The following is a 20,956-nucleotide window of genomic DNA, read 5'->3' on the forward strand; positions in this document are numbered from 1 at the left end:
TCGTACCAATCGCCATGGAAGAGAAGCTCCGCTTCGCGATCCGCGAAGGTGGCCGTACAGTCGGCGCCGGCGTTGTTGCAAAGATTATCGAATAACCGACATTAGTCATTGAAAGTTTGTGCGGCGCGCGTTAGGTGCGCCGCTCAGACAATGAAAGTGCTTCGAAACGACTCGAAGCCAGCTATTTGAAACGTGTAAGATTTAGGGTTCCATTATGGATCGTCAAAACATTCGCATCCGGTTGAAGGCTTTCGACCATCGCATTCTGGACACTTCCACTAAGGAAATTGTTTCGACGGCAAAGCGCACTGGCGCTACCGTTCGCGGTCCAATCCCACTACCAACCCGTATCGAGAAGTTCACTGTGAACCGCTCGCCTCACGTTAACAAAAAATCGCGCGAACAGTTCGAAATTCGTACGCACAAGCGTATGCTCGACATCGTGGATCCAACACCGCAGACCGTAGACGCGCTTATGAAGCTCGACCTCGCTGCTGGCGTTGATGTAGAAATTAAGTTGGGAGCGTAAAATGTTGCGTTCAGGGCTACTTGCTAAAAAATTGGGCATGACCCAGGTTTATGACGATGCGGGCAACCACATTCCAGTGACTGTATTGTCACTTGAGGGCTGTCAGGTCGTTGCATCCAAAACAATCGCTCGTGATGGTTACACGGCGCTTCAGCTTGGTGCTGGCGACGCGAAACCAAAGCGTGTGTCTAAGGCTGAGCGTGAGCGCTTCGCTAAAGCTGGTGTAACGCCAAAGAAAAAATGCGTCGAATTCCGTATCGCTGAGGGCAATGAGGTTGCTGTTGGTGCCACGATGTTGGCGGATCACTTCGTTCCGGGTCAAAAAATTGACGCGGCTGGCGTAACTGTCGGCAAGGGTTTTGCTGGTGCGATGAAGCGTCATAACTTTGGCGGCCTTCGCGCGACACATGGTGTGTCTATCTCGCATAGATCGCACGGTTCGACAGGTCAGTGTCAGGATCCAGGTAAAGTATTTAAAGGCAAGAAAATGGCCGGGCATATGGGCGCTGTGCGCCGGACTGTTCAGAATCTTGAGGTTGCGCGTGTTGATGCCGAGCAGGGTCTCGTGATGATCAAGGGTGCAACGCCGGGCGCCAAAGGTGCATGGATTGAACTGCGCGACGCCACAAAGGGCGTTAAAGTTGATGATCTGCCTATGCCAGGCAAGTTCACGATGGATGCGCCTAAGAAAGAGGCTCCAAAAGCCCCTGTTGCAGACAAAAAGGGTGAGGAAGAGTAAATGAAACTCGACGTACAAACACTCGCCGGGAAGAAATCAGGGTCGGTTGACGTCTCTGAAGCTGTCTTCGGCAACGAGCCGCGTGTAGATATTCTACACCGTATGGTTCGCTATCAACTCGCAAAGCGCCGTTCAGGTACGCATCAGGTTCAGGAACGCGGCGACGTGTCCAAGACAACCAAGCGTATCGGCAACCAAAAGGGCGGCGGTACAGCGCGTCATGGTAACGGTTCTGTTTCACAATTCCGTGGTGGTGCTAAGGCGCATGGTCCACGTTCACGTGACCACAGCTTTGATCTGCCTAAGAAGGTTCGTGCGATGGCTTTGCGTCACGCTTTGTCCTCCAAGGTTAAAAATTCTGAGCTCATCATTATTGATGAAGCTATGATGAAAACTCCAAAAACTGCTGAGCTTCGTAAACAGCTCGCTGATTTGGGTGTAACAAATGGTTTAATCATCGGCGGCAAGTCCGTTGATGGAAACTTCGCAAAGGCAGCGTCCAACATCCCGAATGTTGATGTTCTTCCCTCTGCGGGTGCAAATGTATATGACATCCTTCGTCGTCACCAACTCGTGTTGACAAAAGAGGCTGTCGCTGATCTGGAGGCTCGCCTGTCATGAGCATCGCAGCACGTCATTATGATACGGTTACAGCGCCGATTATCACAGAGAAGACGACGATCGTCGCCGAGAATAACCAGGTTGTTTTCGAAGTGCCGCTCTCTTCGTCCAAGCCTGAAATTAAAGAAGCTATTGAGCAATTGTTCAAAGTTTCTGTCACGGCCGTGAATACGGTTCGCGTCAAAGGTAAAACTAAACGTTTCCGGGGTCGCCCTGGCAAGCGTAACGATATCAAGAAGGCTTACGTCACGTTGAAAGACGGCGACAGCATTGATATCGCGACAGGATTGTAGGGGTTAACAATGGCATTGAAGACATTCAATCCGACGTCTCCTTCGCGCCGCAACCTGGTTCAGGTTGACCGCTCGGAGCTCCATAAAGGACGTCCGGAAAAAGCACTTACCCACGGTCTGACAAAGTCTGGTGGTCGTAACAACACGGGTCGCATTACAATGCGCCGTCAAGGTGGTGGCCATAAGCGTCTCTATCGCATGGTTGATTTCAAACGGAACAAGCGCGACGTCGCGGCTGAAGTTCTGCGCTTGGAATATGATCCGAACCGGACGGCATTCATCGCGCTCATTCAATATAAAGATGGTGAGAAAGCTTACATCTTGGCTCCGCAGCGCCTTGCTGCTGGTGACACAGTAATCTCTTCTGATCGTGCAGACGTAAAGCCGGGCAACACGATGTCCCTTCGCGTTATGCCTGTCGGTACAATCATCCATAATATTGAGTTGAAGCCTGGCAAGGGTGGCCAAATGGCTCGCTCTGCTGGTACATATGCTCAGTTGGTTGGTCGTTCTGAAGGCTATGCTCAAATTCGTCTGAAGTCCGGCGAAATGCGTATGGTTCACCAGACCTGTCTGGCGACTGTTGGTGCGGTTTCAAACCCGGATCACATGAACATCAATCTTGGTAAGGCTGGCCGTAAGCGCTGGCTTGGCAAGCGTCCGCAGGTTCGCGGCGTTGCTATGAACCCGGTTGATCATCCACATGGTGGTGGCGAAGGCCGTACATCTGGTGGTCGTCATCCAGTGACACCTTGGGGTAAGCCGACAAAGGGTGCTAAGACGCGCTCTAATAAAGCTACTGACAAATTCATCATTCGTTCGCGCCACGCGAAGAAAAAACGCTAGGGAGCGCGGAACATGCCACGTTCAGTTTGGAAAGGTCCGTTTGTTGACGGATACCTCCTGAAGAAAGCCGAAGCGACACGTGCTGAAACACGTCGTAAGCCGATCAAAACTTGGTCGCGTCGCTCAACGATTATGCCGTCTTTTGTCGGTTTGTCTTTTCAGGTTCATAACGGTCAAAAATTTGTCCCCGTCACAATTGACGAAGACATGGTCGGGCATAAGCTCGGCGAATTTGCTCCGACACGGACTTATTACGGTCACTTGGCCGATAAAAAAGCCAAGCGGAAGTAGGGCGTCATGGCAAAGCAAAAAAATCCCCGTCGCGTTGGCGACAAAGAAGCGCGCGCAAAGCTGCGTATGATCCGCATCAGTCCTCAGAAGCTGAACTTGGTCGCACAGCTTATTCGCGGTAAAAAAGTTGAAACAGCTTTGGCTGACCTTCAGTTTTCGCACAAACGTATTTCTGGTGACGTTAAGAAGGTGCTCGAGAGCGCTATCGCAAACGCTGAAAATAATCATGGTCTCGATATCGATAGCCTGATCATCACAGAAGCTTATGTTGGCAAGAACTTTGTGATGAAGCGCTTCCGTGCTCGTGCACGTGGTCGCGGTGCTCGCATCTTGAAGCCGTTTTCTGAGTTGACGATCGTTGTCAAAGAAGTTGACGAAGCTGAAATCGCAGCACGCGCTGATAAAAAATCCAAAAGAAAAGCGGCTAAAGACGCCGCGATCTTGAAGAGTGAGGCTGCGTAATGGGTCAGAAGATTAATCCAATTGGCTTGCGTCTCGGTATCAACCGGACTTGGTCATCGCGCTGGTACGCAAATACTGCCGAATATGGTGATTTGCTTCATCAAGACTTGGCAATCCGTTCGTTCCTTATGGGCGAATTGAAGAACGCGTCTGTTTCGCGTATTGTTATTGAACGTCCGCACAAAACTTGCCGTGTCACAATTTACACGGCGCGTCCGGGTGTTGTGATTGGTAAAAAAGGTTCAGACATTGAGGTTCTTCGCAAGAAGGTTGCTGATATGGTTGACGGCGAAGTCTTCATCAACTTGATCGAAGTTCGTAAGCCTGAAGTTGATGCATATCTCGTTGCTGATGGTATTGCTCAACAGCTTGAGCGTCGTGTGTCTTTCCGTCGTGCCATGAAGCGTTCTTTGCAGAGCGCTATGCGTATGGGTGCCGTTGGTTGTAAGATCAAACTTGGTGGTCGTCTTGGTGGAGCAGAGATTGCTCGTGTTGAGCAGTATCACGAAGGTTCCGTACCTTTGCATACAATGCGCGCCGACATCGATTACGGTACGGCCCGTGCTATGACAGCAATGGGTATCATCGGGATCAAAGTCTGGATCAACAAAGGCGAGATCATGGAACATGATCCCTATGCGCACGAAAAGCGTATGGCTGAGCAAAGCAATGAGCGTTCGCGCGGTAATGACCGTTCGGGTGGTGGTCGTGACCGCCGTCCAGCGCGTTCAAACTAATTAAGGGCTAAGAGCAATGTTACAGCCAAAGCGTACAAAATTCCGGAAGGCCCATAAGGGCCGGATTAAGGGCATGGCCAAAGGTGGCTCCTCCCTGACATTCGGATCTTATGGTCTTAAGTCCCTTGAGGCTGAACGCGTCACTGCGCGTCAGATTGAGGCGACACGTCGTGCTATCACACGTCACATGAAACGTGCTGGTCGCGTTTGGATCCGCATCTTCCCAGATGTGCCTGTGACGAAGAAGCCGACCGAAGTCCGTATGGGTAAAGGTAAGGGTTCTGTAGAATTCTGGGCCTGTAAAGTTAAACCCGGTCGGATCATGTTTGAAATTGATGGTGTTTCTGATGATGTCGCGCGTGAAGCGCTGCGCCTCGGTGCTGCCAAATTGCCGGTGCGGACGAAAATCGTCACGCGTCCGGGCGAATAGGAGAGGCGATCATGAAAGCCGAAGATATCCGCGCATTCTCAGCCGACCAACTCACAGACGAGTTGTTGTCGCTGAAGAAAGAGCAGTTCAACCTGCGTTTTCAAGGTGCAACGGGCCAGTTGGAAAAAACTGCGCGCGTGCGTCAAGTTCGTCGCGACATTGCTCGCATCAAGACAATTCAGGCTGAGAAGAAATCAGCTTCGAAAAAGGAGGCGTGATCCATGCCTAAACGTATCCTACAAGGTGTCGTTGTCTCCGATAAAACGGACAAGACTGTTGTTGTTAAAGTAGAGCGTTCTTTTCTGCATCCATTGCTGAAGAAAACGATCCGCCGGACAAAAAAATATCACGCCCATGACGAGACAAACTCGGTCAAGGTCGGAGAGCAGGTGCGCATTATCGAATGTCCACCGAAATCAAAACTGAAGACCTGGGAAGTCGTCACAGCGAAGTAATTCGCCCTGACGAGACTGCCAAGCTTAGGAGAATCGCATGATTCAAATGCAGACAAATCTCGACGTCGCCGATAATTCCGGTGCCCGTCGCGTCCAGTGCATCAAGGTGCTGGGCGGGTCCAAGCGTCGTTACGCTAGTGTTGGAGACATTATCGTCGTCTCCATCAAAGAGGCTCAGCCGCGCGGTAAAGTGAAAAAGGGTGACGTTCGTCGCGCTGTTGTTGTTCGTGTCCGTAAAGACATCCAACGCCGCGATGGTTCGGTTATTCGTTTTGACGGAAATGCCGCAGTTATCATTAACAATAATGGCGAGCCGATTGGCACGCGGATTTTTGGCCCAGTGCCGCGCGAACTTCGTGCGAAATCGAGCCCGACTAAAAATCTGATGAAAATCGTCTCTCTCGCACCAGAGGTCCTGTAGTCATGGCTGCTAAGATCAAAAAAGGCGATTACGTCGTTGTCCTTTCGGGCGGTGACAAAGGTCGTAAGGGCGAAGTCCTTAAAGTTCTTCCAAAAGAAGAGCGCGTCGTTGTCAAAGGCGTCCGTTTGGTGAAACGTCACGTGAAGCCAAGCCAGGCTGAACCTGAAGGCGGCATCAAGTCGTTCGAAGCGCCAATTCATGTCTCAAATGTTGCTCACATTGATCCAAAAGATAATGTTGCGACCCGCGTAGGCTTCAAAGTCTTAAAAGACGGCAAGAAGGTCCGCGTGGCCAAAAAGTCGGGAGAAGTCATCGATGGCTAAGCCGTATACACCTCGTTTGGCCGCCCTGTATCAGGACGAAATTCGTGCCAAGATGCAAGAGCAGTTTAACTACACGAACTCCATGCAAATTCCGGCAGTCGAAAAGATTGTCTTGAATATGGGTCTCGGAGAAGGCGTTGCCGACAAGAAGAAGGTTACTGCTGCCATTGAAGAGCTTACGCTCATTGCTGGTCAGAAACCTGTTCCAACTGTCGCAAAGAAATCTATCGCGGGCTTTAAACTTCGCGATGGTATGGTTATTGGCGCGAAGGTTACCTTGCGTCGCGACCGTATGTTTGAATTCATGGATCGTTTGGTCAATATCGCATTGCCACGGGTTCGTGACTTCCGCGGATTGAACGGAAAGAGTTTTGACGGCAACGGCAATTACGCTATGGGCCTGAAAGAACATATCGTTTTTCCTGAGATTGACTATGATAAAGTCGAGCAGGTTCGTGGTATGGATATTGTGGTGCAAACTAGCGCCAAAACCGATGAAGAAGCTAAGGCATTATTGGCCGCGTTTGGATTCCCTTTCCCAAAATAACGGGATTGACCAAACGAACGCAGTAAGTCGAGCGGGTCTGTGTAACGGGCCCAGCAACCTAAGAAGGAATAGATTGAATGGCTAAAGTCAGTGCAGTCGAACGCAATTTGAAGCGCCAGCGCCTCGTTGCGAAATATGCTGCGAAACGTGCTCTGTTAAAGGACACGGCTCGCGACAAAGATTTACCCGTAGAAGAGCGTTTTGCCGCTCAGTTGAAACTTGCTGCTCTTCCGCGCAACTCAGCTGAAACGCGCGTCCGTAACCGTTGTCAGGTTACAGGGCGTCCTCGCGGTTATTACCGTAAGATGAAAATGTCTCGTATCGCTATCCGCGATCTGGGCTCCATCGGCCTGATCCCAGGCCTCACGAAATCTAGCTGGTAAGGAGAATACATAATGTCATTTTCTGATCCTCTCGGTGATATGCTCACCCGTATCCGTAACGCCATCATGCGTAACCGTTCGACGGTTATGACACCGGCGTCAAACCTCCGTGGTCGCGTCCTTGACGTTTTGGCTGACGAAGGTTTTATTCGCGGCTACACTGAAACAACTGACGATGCAGGTTTTCGTGCATTTAGCATTGAGCTGAAGTATTTCGAAGGCGAAGCCGTCATTCGTGAGATTAAGCGCGTGTCCAAACCGGGCCGCCGTGTGTATTCATCCGTGAAAACACTTCCGCAGGTCCGCAACGGCCTCGGCATCTCAATCCTATCCACCCCAAAAGGCGTTATGAGTGACGCCGCTGCACGTGAAAACAACGTCGGCGGTGAAGTTCTTTGCCAGGTCGCGTAGGAGGGTTTTATGTCACGTATTGGTAAAAATCCCGTCACGGTCCCTGCTGCGGTTACTCTGACTCAATCTGGTCAAGCGATTACTGTTAAGGGCCCTAAGGGCGAACTTAGCTTCACACTCCCAGATGCTGTTACTGGCAATTTGGATGGCGACACATTTACGGTGTCTCCGGTCGAAGGTAACAAGAACGCAAAAGCAATGTGGGGCATGGCTCGCACAATGGTTTTGAACATGGTTGAAGGCGTCACAAACGGCTTCAAAAAGGATCTCGAGCTTCGGGGTGTCGGTTATCGTGCTCAAATGAACGGTAAAGACCTCACGATGCAGCTCGGTTTCTCGCATGACGTCCACTATCCAGCGCCTGAAGGCATCACAATCAGTTCGTCTAAGCCGACACTGATTTCTGTCGAAGGTATTGATAAGCAAAAAGTTGGCCAAGTGGCCGCTGAAATCCGGTCCTTCCGGAAGCCAGAGCCTTATAAAGGCAAGGGTGTACGCTATGTCGGCGAGTTCGTCCGACAGAAAGAAGGGAAGAAGAAGTAATCATGAAATCCTCCCGCTCCCTTATGCAGCGTCGCGCGCAACGCGTCCGTCGCCGCCTCAAAAAACATGCCAATGGCCGTCCGCGCCTTTCGGTTTTCCGCAGCTCGAAAAACATCAGCGCGCAGATCATCGACGACGTAACAGGTACAACTCTCGCTTCTGCTTCCACATTGGAAGACAAGAAAGCCAAGGGTGGCGATGTTGCAGCTGCTGTTCGTATCGGCAAATTGGTCGCAGAACGCGCGGCGGAAGCCAAAGTTGGCGACGTCGTGTTCGATCGTGGTCCCTATCTTTATCACGGCCGGGTGAAAGCCCTTGCCGACGCGGCTCGCGAAGCCGGTCTGAAATTCTAGGAACGTAAAACATGGCTCGTAGAGAAGACAACCGTCGCGGTAAACGCGATGAAGAAGACAACGAATTCACAGACCGTCTTGTGCACATCAACCGTGTTGCAAAGACAGTTAAAGGTGGACGCAACATGTCATTCGCCGCCCTCGTAATTGTGGGTGACGAAAAAGGTCGCGTCGGCTTCGGTAAGGGTAAAGCCCGCGAAGTGCCTGAAGCTATCCGCAAGGCCTCTGAAGAAGCAAAGAAAACGATGATCCGCGTGCCATTGCGCGAAGGTCGGACGTTCCATCACGATGTACGTGGCCGTCATGGCGCGGGCAAAGTTGTGATGCGTGCTGCGCCTCCAGGTACTGGCGTGATTGCAGGTGGACCGATGCGTGCCGTTCTCGAATGCCTCGGTGTTCAGGACGTCGTGACCAAGTCTATCGGCACATCCAACCCATACAACATGGTGCGGGCAACATTCGATGCGCTAAAACGTATGGAAAGCCCACGGACAATCGCGAATAAGCGCGGCAAAAAGGTCGCTGAGATCGTAAACCGTCGTAATGATGGTGCGTCAGCCCCAGAAGCGCTCGACGCTACTGAAACTGTCTCTTAGGAGATTTGAATATGGCTAAAAAAGCAACAGTCACCGTGCGCCAAACTGGCAGCGCGACTCGCCGTAAACCAGATCAGCGTGCAACGCTTGTCGGTTTGGGCTTGGGTCGTATCGGAAAACAGCGTACGCTGGAAGATACACCCTCTGTGCGTGGTATGATCGCTAAGGTCAGCCACATGATTAAAATCGTAGAAGAGTAGTCTTACATCATCGCCTTCATTGGCGATGTTGTTCGAAACCTCTTGGAGACAAGACAATGCGTTTGAACGAACTCAAAGACAATCAAGGCGCCACACACCGCAAAAAGCGGATCGGTCGCGGTATCGGCTCTGGTAAGGGCAAAACCGGCGGACGTGGTGTCAAAGGTCAAAAATCTCGCTCTGGTGTATCCATTAATGGATTCGAGGGCGGCCAAATGCCAATCTATATGCGCTTGCCAAAGCGTGGCTTTAACGCCCCGAACGCCAAGACATATCAAGAGCTGAGCATTGATAACCTAAATCGCGCACTCGAAGCTGGTAAAATTGACAGCAAAACAGACTATGACGGTGCTGCCCTTGTTGAGGCCGGCGTTATTCGTCGCGTCAAAGACGGCGTCCGTTTGATTGGTGCTGGTAAAGTATCCAAGCCTGTTAAGCTTCACGTTTCTGGTGCTACCAAAGGCGCTATCGCGGCTGTTGAAGCTGCCAAAGGCTCCGTCACTGTTCTAGACGAAGACACTGTATATCGCGGTAAAGGCGAGAAGCAGGATCGTTCAGGCAAAGTTTCGAAGGCTGACAAGAAGGCGGCGGCTCTTGCGGCTGCACCCGCTGAAGCGCCAAAGGCTGAGAAAAAAGCGGCTGCGCCTAAAAAGGCGGCTGAGAAGAAAGCCCCTGCCAAGAAAGCTGCAAAAGCCGAAGATGGCGTGTCTGCTTATCTGGAGCCGACACAAAAGTTTGACGCTGATGCTGACAACGCTGTTGTTACCAAGATCGAAAAATATCTTGGTGCGTCCTTGAAAAACAAAGATGCGAAATACGTATCTTGCACGGACGAGACAGAGCTTGAGACAATCGTCAAAGGCTTCATGAAGAAAAAAATGGGTATCGACGACAAAGACGCCGCGATGGAAAAAGTCAAAGCTGTCTGTGCAGAAATGAAACCTATGCGCATGAAAAACCGCGTTACTTTCTACTACTTGCTAGCCAAGAACGAAGGCAAGCTCGGCGAATTCTAAGCTATTCTCAAGGCCGAATGCAGATGTAATGTCGCGTTCGGCCTTGAACATATTTGGCCTGTTACCACTTGGTACGAATACGCACATCGCGCTTTCACCAAATGACGCGACGGACCGATAAAGGGAACGCATAATGGCTTCAGCCTCCGAACAGCTCGCCGCGAATATGAACCTTGGAGTGTTTTCCAAGGCTAAAGAGCTGCAAAAGCGACTTCTCTTCACTCTTATGATCCTAGTGGTTTACCGTATCGGTACATTTGTGCCGATTCCAGGCATGGACATGGAAGCCTTTCAGGCGGCCTTCGGATCGGGAACTAGCGGCGGCGGTCTGCTAGACCGTTTCAATATGTTCTCTGGCGGTGCCGTTGAACGGATGGCCATCTTTGCCCTCAACGTTATGCCTTATATTTCGGCATCGATCATCATGACCTTGTTGAAGGGGTCGGTCGCATCGCTCAAAGAGCTCGACAAAGACGGCGAGCAGGGTCGCAAGCAGATCAACCAATATACGCGTTACCTCACAGTTTTCCTCGCAGCTTTCCAAGCCTTTGGTATCGCGCGTGCGTTGCAAGGCACAGAGGGCGCCGTCATCAATCCAGGACTGTTCTTCCAAGCCTCAACAGTGATTACGCTTGTTGGTGGAACGATGTTCCTCATGTGGTTGGGTGAGCAAGTTACGGCGCGCGGTGTCGGTAACGGTGTGTCCTTGATCATCTTTGCCGGTATTGTGGCGGAGCTGCCTAAAGCATTGTTCCAGCTCTTCGGTATGAACCAGTCTGGAGAGATTGGCGAAGCCCTCTTGGCCATCCTGATTGTGATGTTTATCGGTCTTATCATGCTGATCGTTTATGTAGAACGCGCGCAACGGCGTCTGCGGGTTCAATATCCAAAGCGCCAAATGGCGGGCGGCAAGCAATTTGGTGGCGAGAATTCCTTCATGCCGCTTAAGCTAAACACAGCGGGTGTTATCCCACCTATTTTCGCAAGTTCCCTTCTTCTACTGCCGGCAACTTTCGGTCAGATCTTTGTCGGTGGTGATGGCGCTGCCTCGGGCATCATGGGGACTGTGCTTGCATATCTCGGGTATGGTTCGCCGACTTATTTGGTGCTGTACGGCCTCCTGATCATCTTCTTCTGTTACTTCTATGTACCTTACGTATTCAAACCAGACGATGTCGCGGATAACCTTCGCAAGAATGGCGGCTTCCTTCCTGGCATTCGTCCCGGACAGCGGACAGCGGAATATCTTAGCTACGTCCTTTCCCGATTGACCTTTATCGGCGCGATCTATGTGGCGTTCGTTTGTGTGCTTCCAGAGGCATTTATCGCGCGCAGTGGTAATATTCCTGTTTCCGTGGCCATGTTGATTGGCGGTATGAGCTTGCTCATTATTGTTTCCGTTACATTGGACACCGTTGCACAAATTCAGTCTCACTTGATTGCGCATCAGTATGAGGGCCTAATCAAGAAGTCCCGCATGCGTCGCCGCAACAAGACGTAAGAGGGAACCCATGGCTTTGAATCTCGTTCTCTTTGGTCCGCCTGCAGCAGGTAAGGGTACACAGGCAAAGCGTCTGGTATCCGAACGTAAGCTGGTGCAACTCTCGACTGGTGATATGTTGCGGGCAGCAAAGCGTTCAGGATCAGAGTTAGGCCTAAAAGTTGCCGACATCATGGATAATGGCAAATTGGTCAGCGATGAGATTGTTATCGCTTTGATCGAAGAGCAACTCGACGCGCAGGCGGGTGCCGCAGGATTTATTTTCGATGGTTTCCCAAGAACGGTCGCCCAAGCAGAAGCGCTCGATAGTGTACTGCAAAAACGTGGCGAATCGGTAGACTCGGTTATCCGTCTCAAAGTAGACGACGCCTCAATCCTAGGACGGATCGCGACTCGCTTTGCCGAGCAGGGGCGTAAGGATGATAATCCTGAAACCTTCAAGGTTCGCCTAAACGCATATAATACCCAAACCGCACCTTTACTGCCTTATTACTCGGCGCAAGGGAAGCTGACCGAAGTGGATGGCATGGCGGATATTGAGACAGTTGCGACTTCTATAAAAGAAGTTCTCGATCGTCAGGCTTCTCCGAAAGGTGAGCCGAAAAAAAGTTTTTTTGCGCGCCTTTTCGGTCGTTAAGAAAAACGAAGAACACTGAAGGCATTTGCCTTCGAAGATATCAGTACGAGTGGTTGACGCCACTCGTTAATAGGACTAAGTGACCCGCTTTCGCGGCAGACGTCATCGGCTACCGTTCCATTTGTTATGGAACAAGCAGACGCGCCTCGCCGAACCGGAACCGGATTGAATTGGAGGCCGAATTGGCTCGTATTGCTGGGGTAAATATCCCGACCAACAAACGCGTTGAAATCGCGCTACGTTATATTCACGGCATCGGTCCGGCGAAAGCCACCGAAATCTGTGATAAAGTGGGAATCGCGCGCGAACGTCGCGTGCATGACCTAACAGATCAGGAAGTTCTCCAGATCCGCGAAACAATTGATGCCGACCATCAGGTCGAAGGCGATCTGCGCCGCGAAGTTTCCCAAAACATCAAACGTTTGATGGATATGGGTAACTACCGTGGTCTGCGTCACCGTCGTGGCCTGCCCGTTCGTGGTCAGCGTACACACACAAACGCTCGCACCCGCAAGGGCCCCGCTAAAGCCATCGCCGGCAAGAAGAAGTAAGGTAGTCCACAATGGCTAAAGAACCAGGCCGCGTCCGCCGCGCCGATCGGAAAAACATTACGTCCGGCGTCGCGCACATCAACGCAACATTTAACAACACAATGGTCATGATCACCGACGCACAGGGTAACGCTGTGTCATGGTGTTCCGCCGGTGCTATGGGCTTTAAAGGCTCACGTAAATCTACGCCTTATGCGGCTCAGGTTGCTGCGGAAGAAGCGGCTCGCAAAGCTGCTGAGCATGGTATGAACACGTTGGAAGTCAATGTGAACGGGCCAGGTTCGGGTCGCGAATCAGCTGTCCGTGCTTTGGCTGCCGCAGGTATGAACATCACGACTATTCGTGACGTGACACCAATCCCACATAATGGCTGCCGCCCACCAAAGCGCCGCCGCGTCTAATTTAGACGTCCAAGGGGACTTTTTTCGGCGTGTCTTTTCATTTGGAAGGGCGCGCCAAACGCTTACTTGGCCTCTAAAGCCAAATTAGGAAGGCGAAACTCGTGATTGAAAAAAACTGGCAAGAACTTATCCGTCCGATCAACCCAGAGATCGAACCTGGTCGTGATCCGTCTCGTAAGGCGCTAATCATTGCTGAGCCGCTTGAGCGTGGCTTTGGTATGACACTTGGTAACGCATTGCGTCGTGTACTTTTGTCTTCCCTACAGGGTGCGGCCGTCTCTGCCGTGCAAATCGACGGTATCGTGCATGAATTCACATCCATCCCAAATGTTCGCGAAGATGTCACAAACATCGTCCTGAACATCAAAGGCTTGGCTGTTCGTCTTCACGCTGACGGTCCAAAAAAGCTTCTTCTACGCAAGCAGGGTGCAGGTCCTGTCACCGGCGCTGACATTGAAGAAACAGCTGATGTTGAAATTCTAAACAAAGACCACGTCATCTGTACCGCTGATGAGGGCGCTGACATCCGTATGGAACTTACAGTCACCTCCGGCAAAGGCTATGTGCCTGCGTCTGCATCGCGTCCTGAAGATGCGCCAATTGGCTTGATTTCCATCGATGCGCTCTATTCCCCAGTTAAGCGGGTGGCTTACCGCGTTGAAGACACACGTGAAGGCCAAGTTCTCGATTATGATAAACTCATCATCGATATCGAAACAAATGCCGCTGTCACGCCAGAGGATGCTATCGCTGTTGCAGCGCGTATCCTGCAAGACCAGTTCCAAGTGTTCGTCAACTTTGACGATCCAGAGGATGTCTCTCGCGGCGAAGAGAAGCCAGAGCTCGACTTTAACCCAGCGCTCCTGCGCAAAGTTGACGAGCTTGAGCTCTCTGTTCGTTCGGCCAACTGCTTGAAGAACGACAACATCGTTTACATCGGCGACCTTATTCAGAAGTCCGAAGCTGAAATGCTCCGTACACCGAACTTTGGTCGTAAATCACTCAATGAGATCAAAGAAGTTCTTGCTGCCATGGGTCTACACCTCGGCATGGATGCGCCAAACTGGCCGCCAGAGAACATCGAAGAGCTTGCAAAGAAATATGACGATCACATCTAGGCTTTCGGCTTAGATTGATCCCAACGAACACCTTAGAGGAATACCATCATGCGTCATAAGATGGCCCACCGTAAACTGAACCGCACAGCGTCTCACCGCAAAGCGATGTTCGCAAATATGTCCAGCTCGCTTGTCGAGCACGAGCAAATCGTAACGACACTGCCAAAGGCGAAAGAACTTCGTCCTTTCGTTGAGAAGCTCGTTACGCTTGCGAAAAAGGGTGACCTGAATTCCCGTCGTATTGCGATCTCTCGCATGCGCAACAAAGAACAAGCTAAGAAGCTTTTTGACATCCTTGGTCCTCGCTATGCTGAGCGTCCAGGTGGCTATATCCGCATCATGAAAGCGGGCTTCCGCTATGGTGACAACGCGCCAATGGCCGTTATCGAATTCGTCGACCGTGATGAGAGCGCTAAAGGTAAAGTTGATCGCGAACGCGCGGAAGCTGTTGACGCATAACCGCTTCAATATCTCGAATAAAAAAAACCGTGGCCTTGGCCGCGGTTTTTTTGTGCCTGCTGTTTCGAAACAAGTTCACGACGGCATGGTTAGTCGCTTCGATATGCCATTTTGAATATGGACCAACTTCAGCTAGTGTTGTCTCTGTCGGCGTAGCGATAAGGATAAGATGTTATGGTTCAGCTTAAGATTAATGGTCAATCTGCGGAATTGGATGTATCTCCTGATACGCCTTTGCTCTGGGCTGTGCGCGAACAGCTTGGTCTAACGGGGACAAAATTTGGATGCGGCATTGCGATGTGCGGCGCCTGTACGGTTCACGTTGACGGACAACCCGTGCGATCTTGCTCTACGGCCATTGCCGACGTCGAAGGGGCAAATGTGACGACCATCGAAGGCATCAAGAACGCCGACGGAACCTTACATGCCGTCCAACAAGCCTGGGTCGATCATCAGGTCCCACAATGCGGATATTGTCAGTCTGGACAGATCATGAGCGCGGTCGCTTTACTGCGCGATAGGCCTAACCCCACCGATTCGGATATTGATACGGCGATGTCGGGCAACATTTGTCGCTGCGGAATGTATGACCGTATTCGCGCCGCGATTAAAACCGCTGCGAAAAACACCAAGGTGGTGGGAGGTTAGTTATGGCTCAGGATATTATGACAGCGACTGACACTCCGGAAAATAACGGCAAAAAGACGAAGGTGAAGAAGAAGGGGCGTTGGACCCGTCGGGGTTTCATCGGTGCGGGCTTGGTGGCCGGTGGCGCACTCGTGGTCGGCGTTGCGATTCGTCCCGGCGACCGCACAGGCACGCTAGAAAAATATGTCGCTGGAGAGGGCGAACATTTGGTCGCCGCTTGGGTGAAAATCTCAGAAGATAATAAAATCACAGCGATTATCCCCCATGGTGAAATGGGCCAGGGTATTCACACGGCCTTATCTGCCATGCTCGCCGAGGAGATGGACGCGGATTGGGACGCTCTTGATATCATCGAGGCCCCAGCTGAAAAAGACTATGCGAATTTTCCACTCGTGCGCGGGTTTGCAACTGGCGGCAAGAAAGTCCCAGGTTTCGTGTTTGATACGCTCAACGGCGCAATGCTTGGCATAGCGAAAAAGATGGATATGCAAATTACGGGCGGATCAACGTCGGTCCGTTTCACCGGTACGGGTGCCATGCAAACGGCAGGTGCTGCGGCGCGTGAGCTGATAATGAAAGCCGCCGCCAAAGAATGGGACGTTCCCGTGTCGGCTCTGCGTACATCCAAAAGCAGAGTTCACCATGACGGCTCCAACCGCAGCGCGCCTTATGGTCAATTTGCGGCAGCCGCGTCCGAGATGACGCCAAACCTGCATCCGAAACTTAAATCCCGCAAAGACTATACGTTGATGGGGCAATCGCTTCCACGTGTTGATATTCCGGCGAAGGTTGATGGCACAGCGAATTTCGGGATTGATGCCAAAGTTGACGGCATGAAATATGCGACCGTCATGGCGGCCCCCGTACATGGTCAAACGGTCGCGAGCTTAGACGCGTCGGCTGCCGAGGCCATGCCTGGCGTCATTTCTGTTCATAATATGGGCGGTTATGTCGGCGTCGTGGCAGAGGGCTACTGGCCTGCGCAACAGGCGCTCTACGCGCTGGATGTGGAATTCACGACGTCAGACGCGAGTACGCTCAGCCAAGAGCAACTCTTCGCTCAATTTGGCGAAGCGCTCGAGACCGGTAAACGCAAAGTCATGCATAAAGCGGGCAATGTGACAAAGGGGGCCGAAGGTGCAGCCCGTGTAATCGAAGCTGAATATGCCGTTCCCTATCTGGCCCATGCGTGCATGGAGCCAATGAACGCCACGGCCTGGGTGCGGGACGGGAAAGCCGATATTTGGTGCGGCACGCAAAACCCACTGGGAACCCGCATGGCCGTCGCCAAAGCGCTCGCATTTGACGCTGAAAACGTCAAACTCAATACGGCCTTTATGGGCGGAGGTTTCGGCCGCCGGGCCATTCCTGATTACGTGTTGCAAGCGGCTGCGCTCTCACAAGCGTCTGGGCACCCTGTGAAACTGATCTGGAGTCGTGAAGAGACAACGCAACAAGATCATTACCGTCCAGCCGTTTTGGGTCGCTTTAAAGCCGCTGTCGATGCGGAGGGTATACCGCTGACGTGGGAAAGTGTCTTCAACCACGAAGGCGAACCCAAAGAGGCAAGCGATATTGCCTATAATATCCCGAATAAAAAGGTCGAAGTCGTCGAGAGCCCGTCTCACACGCGTCTGGGCCCGTGGCGTTCGGTGGATCACACGCAACATGGATATTTCACCGAAAGCTTCATTGAAGAACTCGCCCATGCCGCAGGTAAAGATGGCTATGAATATCGCCGCGCTTTGCTGGCGGATAAGCCACGCTTTGTGAAGGTTCTGGATGCGGCTGCTAAACTCGGGAATTGGGGCGAAACCCTACCTGCGGGACAAGCCAGAGGTATCTCTATCGTGGAAAGCTTCATGACCATCTGCGCGCAAGTTGTGACGGTTGATATGCGCGATGGTGATCCACGTGTTGTGCATGTGGCCTGTGCCGCCGACCCAGGCTTTGCGGTGAATCCTGATGGGTTTGAAGCGCAAATGCAAAGTGGTATTATTTACGGTCTTTGCGCTGCTCTGAAGGGCGAAATTTCGATTGAGGACGGCGCTGTCATGCAAAGTAATTTCCACGATTACGAAATCCTACGCATGGACGAAGCCCCAAAAATCGACACGATCATTTTGGAAAGCGATGCCCATATTGGCGGCGGCGGCGAGCCCGGAACACCGCCCATCGCGCCTGCGCTCGCCAATGCAGTCTTTAACGCAACGGGCAAACGTCTCCGCAAATTACCGATTCGAGATATTGGGTTGGGTGCTGCGAGTTAAAAAAAGAGTCGTGAAAAAGAAGCGCGGAATAGCGAAAGCTCTTGATGAAGTCTCTAGAATTGACCTTGAGAAACTTTCCACGGGTGCATTGCTGGCGCGCCTCAACAAACTATGATGGTGTTATGAAAACTTTGAAGCCGCCAGTGACTACTCCAAGGATGAGTTGATCGCGGCAGAAGCCAAAATTCTATTTAAATCTGATCTCAGATGGAAAAAGGCATATCGTGATGTGAAACAAGTATTGGCGTCAAGGTAGCACGTCGATTCGAAACCTTGAAAGTGCAATTTGCCAATTTTTATTTGCGGGCCAGCTTGGGGTAACGCCCCAATGATTTTGTTCTTCAAAGCAGCTCACTCACGGTCACGTCGGCCAGAACGGCTTCGTAAGCGTCTTTCTCCTCAGGACTGAAACTCGCGAAGAGTGTTTCGAAGGCGCGGTTGGCTTTTCCGTAACCCTTGCGCCCTGATTTGTCGTAGAATTTAGCGGCTTTGATGCGGTCTTTTTCGCGGCCTTTGCCATGTTCGTGAGCGTCGCCCAGCAAATAGAGGCTTTTCATGTGGCCTCGCCGCGCGGCAAGCTCGAGACGAATGAATGCCGCCTCATATTGCCCATCCATATATAGGTCGCGGCCCGGTCGATAATCCTTATCCGCGCCATTGCTGAGAAGGCGGTAGCCTTTTCCCGTCGCGTGATGCCCCAACCACCATGCGGGCAGGGCGGCCAAAATTGCGAACTTCAACAAACTACCAAACGAGAACATGTCTATAAAAAAGAGATGGAACAGCCCGTTTGCAACCACCATTGTTGGGATGGCAATGACGTAGATACGGCGGAATTTTCGGTTCCGTTCTGCAAAGAAAAACGCCAAGGCGATGATGAAAAGCGAGACCAGAAAAAGCTGTATGCGACCCGCCTGCACTTCAAGTATTTTTTCACAAATAATCGACAGGCTGACCACGCCCATGACGAACGGCGCGATAAAGAGAACGAACCAAGTGATGAGGCTCGCGCGCATATATTTAAAATGAATTCTAATAAAGCCAGGAACGCGCAAACCAAGTAAAAGCGGTGTGTACTTAAAAGTCGCCGCCTTCAGATTATGTTTGGACAAGAATTTCAAAACAATACGTCTCCCGTCTCTTTACTGACATGGGAGTATGAACGTGTCACGCGCTGGCAAGATCTGAGTTTAGCTCACCGACCACCCCAAGGTCTCACCCGCATGGAACGGAATGATGTCTGTCTCTGAAAGGGTTATCCGTTCAGGCACAAGTTGGTCGCGTTTCGTCAGTGTCATTTTACCTTCGTTGAGCGGCAAACCATAAAAGCGGGGGCCATTGATTGAGGCAAATTTTTCAAGTTGATCTAGCGCGTTTTCCTCTTCGAAAGTCAGCGCGTAACTTTCCATCGCAAAGGGCGCGTTGAAAACACCTGCGCAACCGCAGGCGCTTTCCTTTGCACCAACAGCATGGGGCGCTGTGTCCGTACCCAGAAAGAATTTCGATGAGCCCGACGTCGCGGCTTTGCGCAAGGCCAGGCGATGTTTCTCGCGTTTGGCTATTGGAAGACAGTAATAATGCGGGCGAATCCCGCCTTCGAAAATGGCGTTTCGATTATACCGCAAATGATGCGGCGTAATCGTGGCGGCGACGTTTTCGCCTGCCTCAGTGACGAAGTCTGCGGCTTCTTGCGTGGTAATATGCTCAAAAACGACTTTTAAGTTTGGATGCTCTTTCACAAGCCCCACCATAACTTCGTCAATAAAAACGGCTTCGCGGTCAAAGATATCGACGTCTTTATGTGTAACTTCTCCGTGGACGAGCAGAGGCATGCCGACGTCTTCCATTGCATCTAAAACTTCGTGGATATTCTTGATGTCCGTCACGCCATGGGAAGAGTTCGTTGTCGCATTTGCCGGGTAGAGTTTGGCGGCGGTAAATACGCCTTCGTTTTTCCCGCGCCGCATTACTTCCGGGTCCATCGTGTCGGTCAAATAGGCCACCATTAATGGGGTAAAATCCAGTGAAGGATCAACAGCGGCAAGGATGCGCTCGCGATAGGCACGGCCCATCTCCACAGTTGTCACAGGGGGTTTGAGGTTTGGCATCACAATGGCGCGGGCAAATTGGCGAGCCGTGTGGTTCACCACATCGGCCAGCATGGCCCCATCACGCAAGTGAACGTGCCAATCATCGGGGCGGCGAAGTGTCAGTGTTTGTGTCATGCGGTGGGTTTACCACCAACGGCGCAAGGGTCTAGTCCCAGATGATTTCCCTGGCTTATTAATCCCAGTCCCGACGACGCAGATGCATCAGCGCCTCGCCATCCGCATCAAATAAGCTGAGCTTTAAATGTGTGGCTTCAACCCGACGCGTGTCCTGCAAATTGCGCATAAAGTTAGCTTCTGATTCCATCGAGCCGTAGCACATTTTCTTTGTACTGGCCAAAGCTCCTAAGGTCAGTGTCGTACCGTCTTGTGAATATTGGCCGAAAAAGGCGTTACATCCGCCATGCCCAATGATTTCGCCATTTTGTTTGAAGGCGACGAATTGCTCTGCTGGGCCTTCGGGAACAGGTGACCATTCGCTACCCTCTAGATTGGCGAGGGGGCGCGCATTGCGAACATCTGTTGCGACTTTCGCGCAACCTGCGAGCACCAGCGCACCGATAGCGAGGGGAATAATGATCGGAAAAGCCATAGATTAACGCTCTCGGTAAGGGTCGCCTAACATCGTCGAAATGTGACGTCCATTTTCTGCCAGGGCCGCCACATCGACAGAGACAGCATTGCTGCATTCTGTATGGCGTTCTTTTTCTTGATAGTACCCAGCATTGAAGGCACGGACTAATTGGCGGCGACGGTCGGCGTCACCATCGGATTCGGTATCCATCATCTGCTGCCCATAGTCGCGCCATTTCTGGTCGTTGGGTCCAAAACAGAGCGTGCGTAGGTAATGTATCTGACCTAGGTTTTTGGCCAAGGCCTCAACGAGGCTGGTCATCGTGACCATGTCTTGCTCGACACGTAACTCTGCGGCCTCTCGCGCTTTGAGCGCAAGCTCTCGTTTCTCTTTCGCCGTCAACGGCTGTTCCGCTTCGGCATCTTGCGCCCAAGTTGGCGCAGCCAGAAGCAAAAGTGGCAGGGTGAATATGGCCAGTCGGGACAACATAATT

The 20,956-nt window shown here is 51.7% G+C and carries 33 protein-coding genes and 1 pseudogene; 30 read left to right on the plus strand and 4 right to left on the minus strand.

Annotated elements, in window-relative coordinates; all coding sequences use genetic code 11:
• From IE073_RS00005 to IE073_RS00150, 30 genes and pseudogenes are all read left to right on the plus strand, one after another.
• On the plus strand, positions 1-95 hold a 95-nt coding region (locus IE073_RS00005), incomplete at its 5' end, for an EF-Tu C-terminal domain-related protein (protein WP_189579638.1).
• 119 nt (positions 96-214) lie between these two features.
• Positions 215-529, plus strand: a complete 315-nt coding sequence (gene rpsJ / locus IE073_RS00010; RefSeq protein ID WP_026941758.1) for a 30S ribosomal protein S10 — start codon at positions 215-217, stop codon at positions 527-529.
• Position 530: 1 nt separating this feature from the next.
• Positions 531-1,268 (plus strand): 50S ribosomal protein L3, encoded by a 738-nt coding sequence (gene rplC, locus IE073_RS00015; RefSeq protein ID WP_189579641.1) that lies wholly within the window; start codon positions 531-533, stop codon positions 1,266-1,268.
• Positions 1,269-1,889 carry a 50S ribosomal protein L4 gene (gene rplD / locus IE073_RS00020; RefSeq protein WP_189579643.1) on the plus strand — a complete coding sequence of 207 codons (621 nt, stop codon included), beginning with the start codon at positions 1,269-1,271 and terminating at the stop codon, positions 1,887-1,889.
• Positions 1,886-2,182 carry a 50S ribosomal protein L23 gene (locus IE073_RS00025; protein WP_189579645.1) on the plus strand — a complete coding sequence of 99 codons (297 nt, stop codon included), beginning with the start codon at positions 1,886-1,888 and terminating at the stop codon, positions 2,180-2,182. Before rplD ends, IE073_RS00025 begins: the two co-directional genes overlap by 4 nt.
• A 9-nt stretch (positions 2,183-2,191) precedes the next feature.
• A complete protein-coding gene (gene rplB / locus IE073_RS00030) occupies positions 2,192-3,028 on the plus strand; it encodes a 50S ribosomal protein L2 (RefSeq protein ID WP_189579647.1) in 837 nt (278 codons plus the stop codon).
• A 12-nt stretch (positions 3,029-3,040) separates the two neighbouring features.
• Positions 3,041-3,319 carry a 30S ribosomal protein S19 gene (rpsS, locus tag IE073_RS00035; protein WP_189579649.1) on the plus strand — a complete coding sequence of 93 codons (279 nt, stop codon included), beginning with the start codon at positions 3,041-3,043 and terminating at the stop codon, positions 3,317-3,319.
• Between the two features lie 6 nt (positions 3,320-3,325).
• A pseudogene (gene rplV, locus IE073_RS00040) lies at positions 3,326-3,700 on the plus strand (50S ribosomal protein L22); the annotation flags it as partial.
• A gap of 80 nt (positions 3,701-3,780) precedes the next feature.
• Positions 3,781-4,518, plus strand: a complete 738-nt coding sequence (gene rpsC, locus IE073_RS00045) for a 30S ribosomal protein S3 (protein ID WP_189579659.1) — start codon at positions 3,781-3,783, stop codon at positions 4,516-4,518.
• Between the two features lie 16 nt (positions 4,519-4,534).
• Positions 4,535-4,948 (plus strand): 50S ribosomal protein L16, encoded by a 414-nt coding sequence (gene rplP, locus IE073_RS00050; protein WP_189579661.1) that lies wholly within the window; start codon positions 4,535-4,537, stop codon positions 4,946-4,948.
• Positions 4,949-4,959: 11 nt separating this feature from the next.
• The gene (gene rpmC, locus IE073_RS00055) at positions 4,960-5,166 is read left to right on the plus strand and encodes a 50S ribosomal protein L29 (RefSeq protein ID WP_189579663.1); all 207 of its coding nucleotides are present in this window, start codon (positions 4,960-4,962) and stop codon (positions 5,164-5,166) included.
• Between the two features lie 3 nt (positions 5,167-5,169).
• Positions 5,170-5,403, plus strand: a complete 234-nt coding sequence (gene rpsQ / locus IE073_RS00060; RefSeq protein ID WP_189579665.1) for a 30S ribosomal protein S17 — start codon at positions 5,170-5,172, stop codon at positions 5,401-5,403.
• 37 nt (positions 5,404-5,440) lie between these two features.
• Complete coding sequence (gene rplN, locus IE073_RS00065) at positions 5,441-5,824, plus strand: 50S ribosomal protein L14 (RefSeq protein ID WP_189579667.1); 384 nt, start codon at positions 5,441-5,443, stop codon at positions 5,822-5,824.
• 2 nt (positions 5,825-5,826) lie between these two features.
• Positions 5,827-6,147 (plus strand): 50S ribosomal protein L24, encoded by a 321-nt coding sequence (gene rplX / locus IE073_RS00070; RefSeq protein WP_189579669.1) that lies wholly within the window; start codon positions 5,827-5,829, stop codon positions 6,145-6,147.
• Entirely contained in the window at positions 6,140-6,694 is a 555-nt protein-coding gene (gene rplE, locus IE073_RS00075) for a 50S ribosomal protein L5 (RefSeq protein ID WP_189579671.1), read from the plus strand. The genes rplX and rplE overlap by 8 nt, the downstream gene beginning before the upstream one ends.
• Before the next feature lie 77 nt (positions 6,695-6,771).
• The gene (rpsN, locus tag IE073_RS00080; RefSeq protein ID WP_189579673.1) at positions 6,772-7,077 is read left to right on the plus strand and encodes a 30S ribosomal protein S14; all 306 of its coding nucleotides are present in this window, start codon (positions 6,772-6,774) and stop codon (positions 7,075-7,077) included.
• Positions 7,078-7,089: 12 nt separating this feature from the next.
• Positions 7,090-7,488 carry a 30S ribosomal protein S8 gene (gene rpsH / locus IE073_RS00085; RefSeq protein ID WP_189579675.1) on the plus strand — a complete coding sequence of 133 codons (399 nt, stop codon included), beginning with the start codon at positions 7,090-7,092 and terminating at the stop codon, positions 7,486-7,488.
• A gap of 9 nt (positions 7,489-7,497) precedes the next feature.
• A complete protein-coding gene (gene rplF, locus IE073_RS00090; RefSeq protein ID WP_189579677.1) occupies positions 7,498-8,031 on the plus strand; it encodes a 50S ribosomal protein L6 in 534 nt (177 codons plus the stop codon).
• A gap of 2 nt (positions 8,032-8,033) precedes the next feature.
• Entirely contained in the window at positions 8,034-8,384 is a 351-nt protein-coding gene (gene rplR / locus IE073_RS00095) for a 50S ribosomal protein L18 (protein ID WP_189579679.1), read from the plus strand.
• An 11-nt stretch (positions 8,385-8,395) separates the two neighbouring features.
• The gene (gene rpsE / locus IE073_RS00100) at positions 8,396-8,980 is read left to right on the plus strand and encodes a 30S ribosomal protein S5 (RefSeq protein ID WP_189579681.1); all 585 of its coding nucleotides are present in this window, start codon (positions 8,396-8,398) and stop codon (positions 8,978-8,980) included.
• Between the two features lie 11 nt (positions 8,981-8,991).
• The gene (rpmD, locus tag IE073_RS00105) at positions 8,992-9,180 is read left to right on the plus strand and encodes a 50S ribosomal protein L30 (RefSeq protein WP_189579683.1); all 189 of its coding nucleotides are present in this window, start codon (positions 8,992-8,994) and stop codon (positions 9,178-9,180) included.
• Between the two features lie 56 nt (positions 9,181-9,236).
• Positions 9,237-10,196, plus strand: a complete 960-nt coding sequence (rplO, locus tag IE073_RS14275) for a 50S ribosomal protein L15 (RefSeq protein ID WP_189579685.1) — start codon at positions 9,237-9,239, stop codon at positions 10,194-10,196.
• 133 nt (positions 10,197-10,329) lie between these two features.
• Complete coding sequence (gene secY / locus IE073_RS00115) at positions 10,330-11,697, plus strand: preprotein translocase subunit SecY (protein WP_189579687.1); 1,368 nt, start codon at positions 10,330-10,332, stop codon at positions 11,695-11,697.
• A gap of 16 nt (positions 11,698-11,713) precedes the next feature.
• A complete protein-coding gene (locus IE073_RS00120; protein ID WP_189583626.1) occupies positions 11,714-12,334 on the plus strand; it encodes an adenylate kinase in 621 nt (206 codons plus the stop codon).
• 182 nt (positions 12,335-12,516) lie between these two features.
• Positions 12,517-12,885, plus strand: a complete 369-nt coding sequence (rpsM, locus tag IE073_RS00125) for a 30S ribosomal protein S13 (protein WP_189579689.1) — start codon at positions 12,517-12,519, stop codon at positions 12,883-12,885.
• 11 nt (positions 12,886-12,896) lie between these two features.
• Positions 12,897-13,286, plus strand: coding sequence for a 30S ribosomal protein S11 (gene rpsK / locus IE073_RS00130; protein WP_189579691.1), 390 nt, complete (start codon positions 12,897-12,899; stop codon positions 13,284-13,286).
• Between the two features lie 101 nt (positions 13,287-13,387).
• Positions 13,388-14,404, plus strand: coding sequence for a DNA-directed RNA polymerase subunit alpha (locus IE073_RS00135; protein ID WP_189579693.1), 1,017 nt, complete (start codon positions 13,388-13,390; stop codon positions 14,402-14,404).
• Positions 14,405-14,452: 48 nt separating this feature from the next.
• A complete protein-coding gene (gene rplQ, locus IE073_RS00140; RefSeq protein WP_233349687.1) occupies positions 14,453-14,863 on the plus strand; it encodes a 50S ribosomal protein L17 in 411 nt (136 codons plus the stop codon).
• A 174-nt stretch (positions 14,864-15,037) separates the two neighbouring features.
• A complete protein-coding gene (locus tag IE073_RS00145; protein ID WP_189579695.1) occupies positions 15,038-15,511 on the plus strand; it encodes a (2Fe-2S)-binding protein in 474 nt (157 codons plus the stop codon).
• Positions 15,512-15,513: 2 nt separating this feature from the next.
• Positions 15,514-17,781: a xanthine dehydrogenase family protein molybdopterin-binding subunit gene (locus IE073_RS00150; RefSeq protein WP_233349688.1), complete on the plus strand. Its 2,268-nt coding sequence runs from the start codon at positions 15,514-15,516 to the stop codon at positions 17,779-17,781.
• A 341-nt stretch (positions 17,782-18,122) separates the two neighbouring features.
• Here the strand turns inward: IE073_RS00150 and IE073_RS00155 are convergent, their stop codons facing one another.
• The 4 genes from IE073_RS00155 to IE073_RS00170 form a co-directional block, all read right to left on the minus strand.
• Positions 18,123-18,902 carry a tetratricopeptide repeat protein gene (locus IE073_RS00155; protein ID WP_189579697.1) on the minus strand — a complete coding sequence of 260 codons (780 nt, stop codon included), beginning with the start codon at positions 18,900-18,902 and terminating at the stop codon, positions 18,123-18,125.
• Positions 18,903-18,971: 69 nt separating this feature from the next.
• Positions 18,972-20,006, minus strand: a complete 1,035-nt coding sequence (pyrC, locus tag IE073_RS00160) for a dihydroorotase (RefSeq protein WP_189579699.1) — start codon at positions 20,004-20,006, stop codon at positions 18,972-18,974.
• A gap of 58 nt (positions 20,007-20,064) precedes the next feature.
• Positions 20,065-20,481 carry an META domain-containing protein gene (locus IE073_RS00165; RefSeq protein WP_189579701.1) on the minus strand — a complete coding sequence of 139 codons (417 nt, stop codon included), beginning with the start codon at positions 20,479-20,481 and terminating at the stop codon, positions 20,065-20,067.
• 3 nt (positions 20,482-20,484) lie between these two features.
• Positions 20,485-20,952, minus strand: coding sequence for a TIGR02301 family protein (locus tag IE073_RS00170; protein WP_189579703.1), 468 nt, complete (start codon positions 20,950-20,952; stop codon positions 20,485-20,487).
• Positions 20,953-20,956 lie beyond the last annotated feature (4 nt).

The sequence above is a fragment of the Litorimonas cladophorae genome (genome assembly GCF_014652455.1).
Taxonomy (GTDB): domain Bacteria; phylum Pseudomonadota; class Alphaproteobacteria; order Caulobacterales; family Maricaulaceae; genus Litorimonas; species Litorimonas cladophorae.

Excerpts from the sequence above, each read along its gene's own strand:
- rplR (WP_189579679.1), top strand. The coding sequence starts at position 8,034 with ATGAAATCCTCCCGCTCCCTTATGCAGCGTCGCGCGCAACGCGTCCGT.
- rplQ (WP_233349687.1), top strand. The coding sequence starts at position 14,453 with ATGCGTCATAAGATGGCCCACCGTAAACTGAACCGCACAGCGTCTCAC.
- IE073_RS00145 (WP_189579695.1), top strand. The coding sequence starts at position 15,038 with ATGGTTCAGCTTAAGATTAATGGTCAATCTGCGGAATTGGATGTATCT.
- rplO (WP_189579685.1), top strand. The coding sequence starts at position 9,237 with ATGCGTTTGAACGAACTCAAAGACAATCAAGGCGCCACACACCGCAAA.
- rplX (WP_189579669.1), top strand. The coding sequence starts at position 5,827 with ATGGCTGCTAAGATCAAAAAAGGCGATTACGTCGTTGTCCTTTCGGGC.
- rpmD (WP_189579683.1), top strand. The coding sequence starts at position 8,992 with ATGGCTAAAAAAGCAACAGTCACCGTGCGCCAAACTGGCAGCGCGACT.
- rplE (WP_189579671.1), top strand. The coding sequence starts at position 6,140 with ATGGCTAAGCCGTATACACCTCGTTTGGCCGCCCTGTATCAGGACGAA.
- rpsK (WP_189579691.1), top strand. The coding sequence starts at position 12,897 with ATGGCTAAAGAACCAGGCCGCGTCCGCCGCGCCGATCGGAAAAACATT.
- IE073_RS00025 (WP_189579645.1), top strand. The coding sequence starts at position 1,886 with ATGAGCATCGCAGCACGTCATTATGATACGGTTACAGCGCCGATTATC.
- rplF (WP_189579677.1), top strand. The coding sequence starts at position 7,498 with ATGTCACGTATTGGTAAAAATCCCGTCACGGTCCCTGCTGCGGTTACT.
- rpsH (WP_189579675.1), top strand. The coding sequence starts at position 7,090 with ATGTCATTTTCTGATCCTCTCGGTGATATGCTCACCCGTATCCGTAAC.
- pyrC (WP_189579699.1), bottom strand. The coding sequence starts at position 20,006 with ATGACACAAACACTGACACTTCGCCGCCCCGATGATTGGCACGTTCAC.
- rpsJ (WP_026941758.1), top strand. The coding sequence starts at position 215 with ATGGATCGTCAAAACATTCGCATCCGGTTGAAGGCTTTCGACCATCGC.
- rplP (WP_189579661.1), top strand. The coding sequence starts at position 4,535 with ATGTTACAGCCAAAGCGTACAAAATTCCGGAAGGCCCATAAGGGCCGG.
- secY (WP_189579687.1), top strand. The coding sequence starts at position 10,330 with ATGGCTTCAGCCTCCGAACAGCTCGCCGCGAATATGAACCTTGGAGTG.
- IE073_RS00150 (WP_233349688.1), top strand. The coding sequence starts at position 15,514 with ATGGCTCAGGATATTATGACAGCGACTGACACTCCGGAAAATAACGGC.
- rplC (WP_189579641.1), top strand. The coding sequence starts at position 531 with ATGTTGCGTTCAGGGCTACTTGCTAAAAAATTGGGCATGACCCAGGTT.
- rpsN (WP_189579673.1), top strand. The coding sequence starts at position 6,772 with ATGGCTAAAGTCAGTGCAGTCGAACGCAATTTGAAGCGCCAGCGCCTC.
- rplB (WP_189579647.1), top strand. The coding sequence starts at position 2,192 with ATGGCATTGAAGACATTCAATCCGACGTCTCCTTCGCGCCGCAACCTG.
- IE073_RS00165 (WP_189579701.1), bottom strand. The coding sequence starts at position 20,481 with ATGGCTTTTCCGATCATTATTCCCCTCGCTATCGGTGCGCTGGTGCTC.
- rpsE (WP_189579681.1), top strand. The coding sequence starts at position 8,396 with ATGGCTCGTAGAGAAGACAACCGTCGCGGTAAACGCGATGAAGAAGAC.
- rpsS (WP_189579649.1), top strand. The coding sequence starts at position 3,041 with ATGCCACGTTCAGTTTGGAAAGGTCCGTTTGTTGACGGATACCTCCTG.
- rpmC (WP_189579663.1), top strand. The coding sequence starts at position 4,960 with ATGAAAGCCGAAGATATCCGCGCATTCTCAGCCGACCAACTCACAGAC.
- rpsQ (WP_189579665.1), top strand. The coding sequence starts at position 5,170 with ATGCCTAAACGTATCCTACAAGGTGTCGTTGTCTCCGATAAAACGGAC.
- IE073_RS00170 (WP_189579703.1), bottom strand. The coding sequence starts at position 20,952 with ATGTTGTCCCGACTGGCCATATTCACCCTGCCACTTTTGCTTCTGGCT.
- rpsC (WP_189579659.1), top strand. The coding sequence starts at position 3,781 with ATGGGTCAGAAGATTAATCCAATTGGCTTGCGTCTCGGTATCAACCGG.
- rplD (WP_189579643.1), top strand. The coding sequence starts at position 1,269 with ATGAAACTCGACGTACAAACACTCGCCGGGAAGAAATCAGGGTCGGTT.
- rplN (WP_189579667.1), top strand. The coding sequence starts at position 5,441 with ATGATTCAAATGCAGACAAATCTCGACGTCGCCGATAATTCCGGTGCC.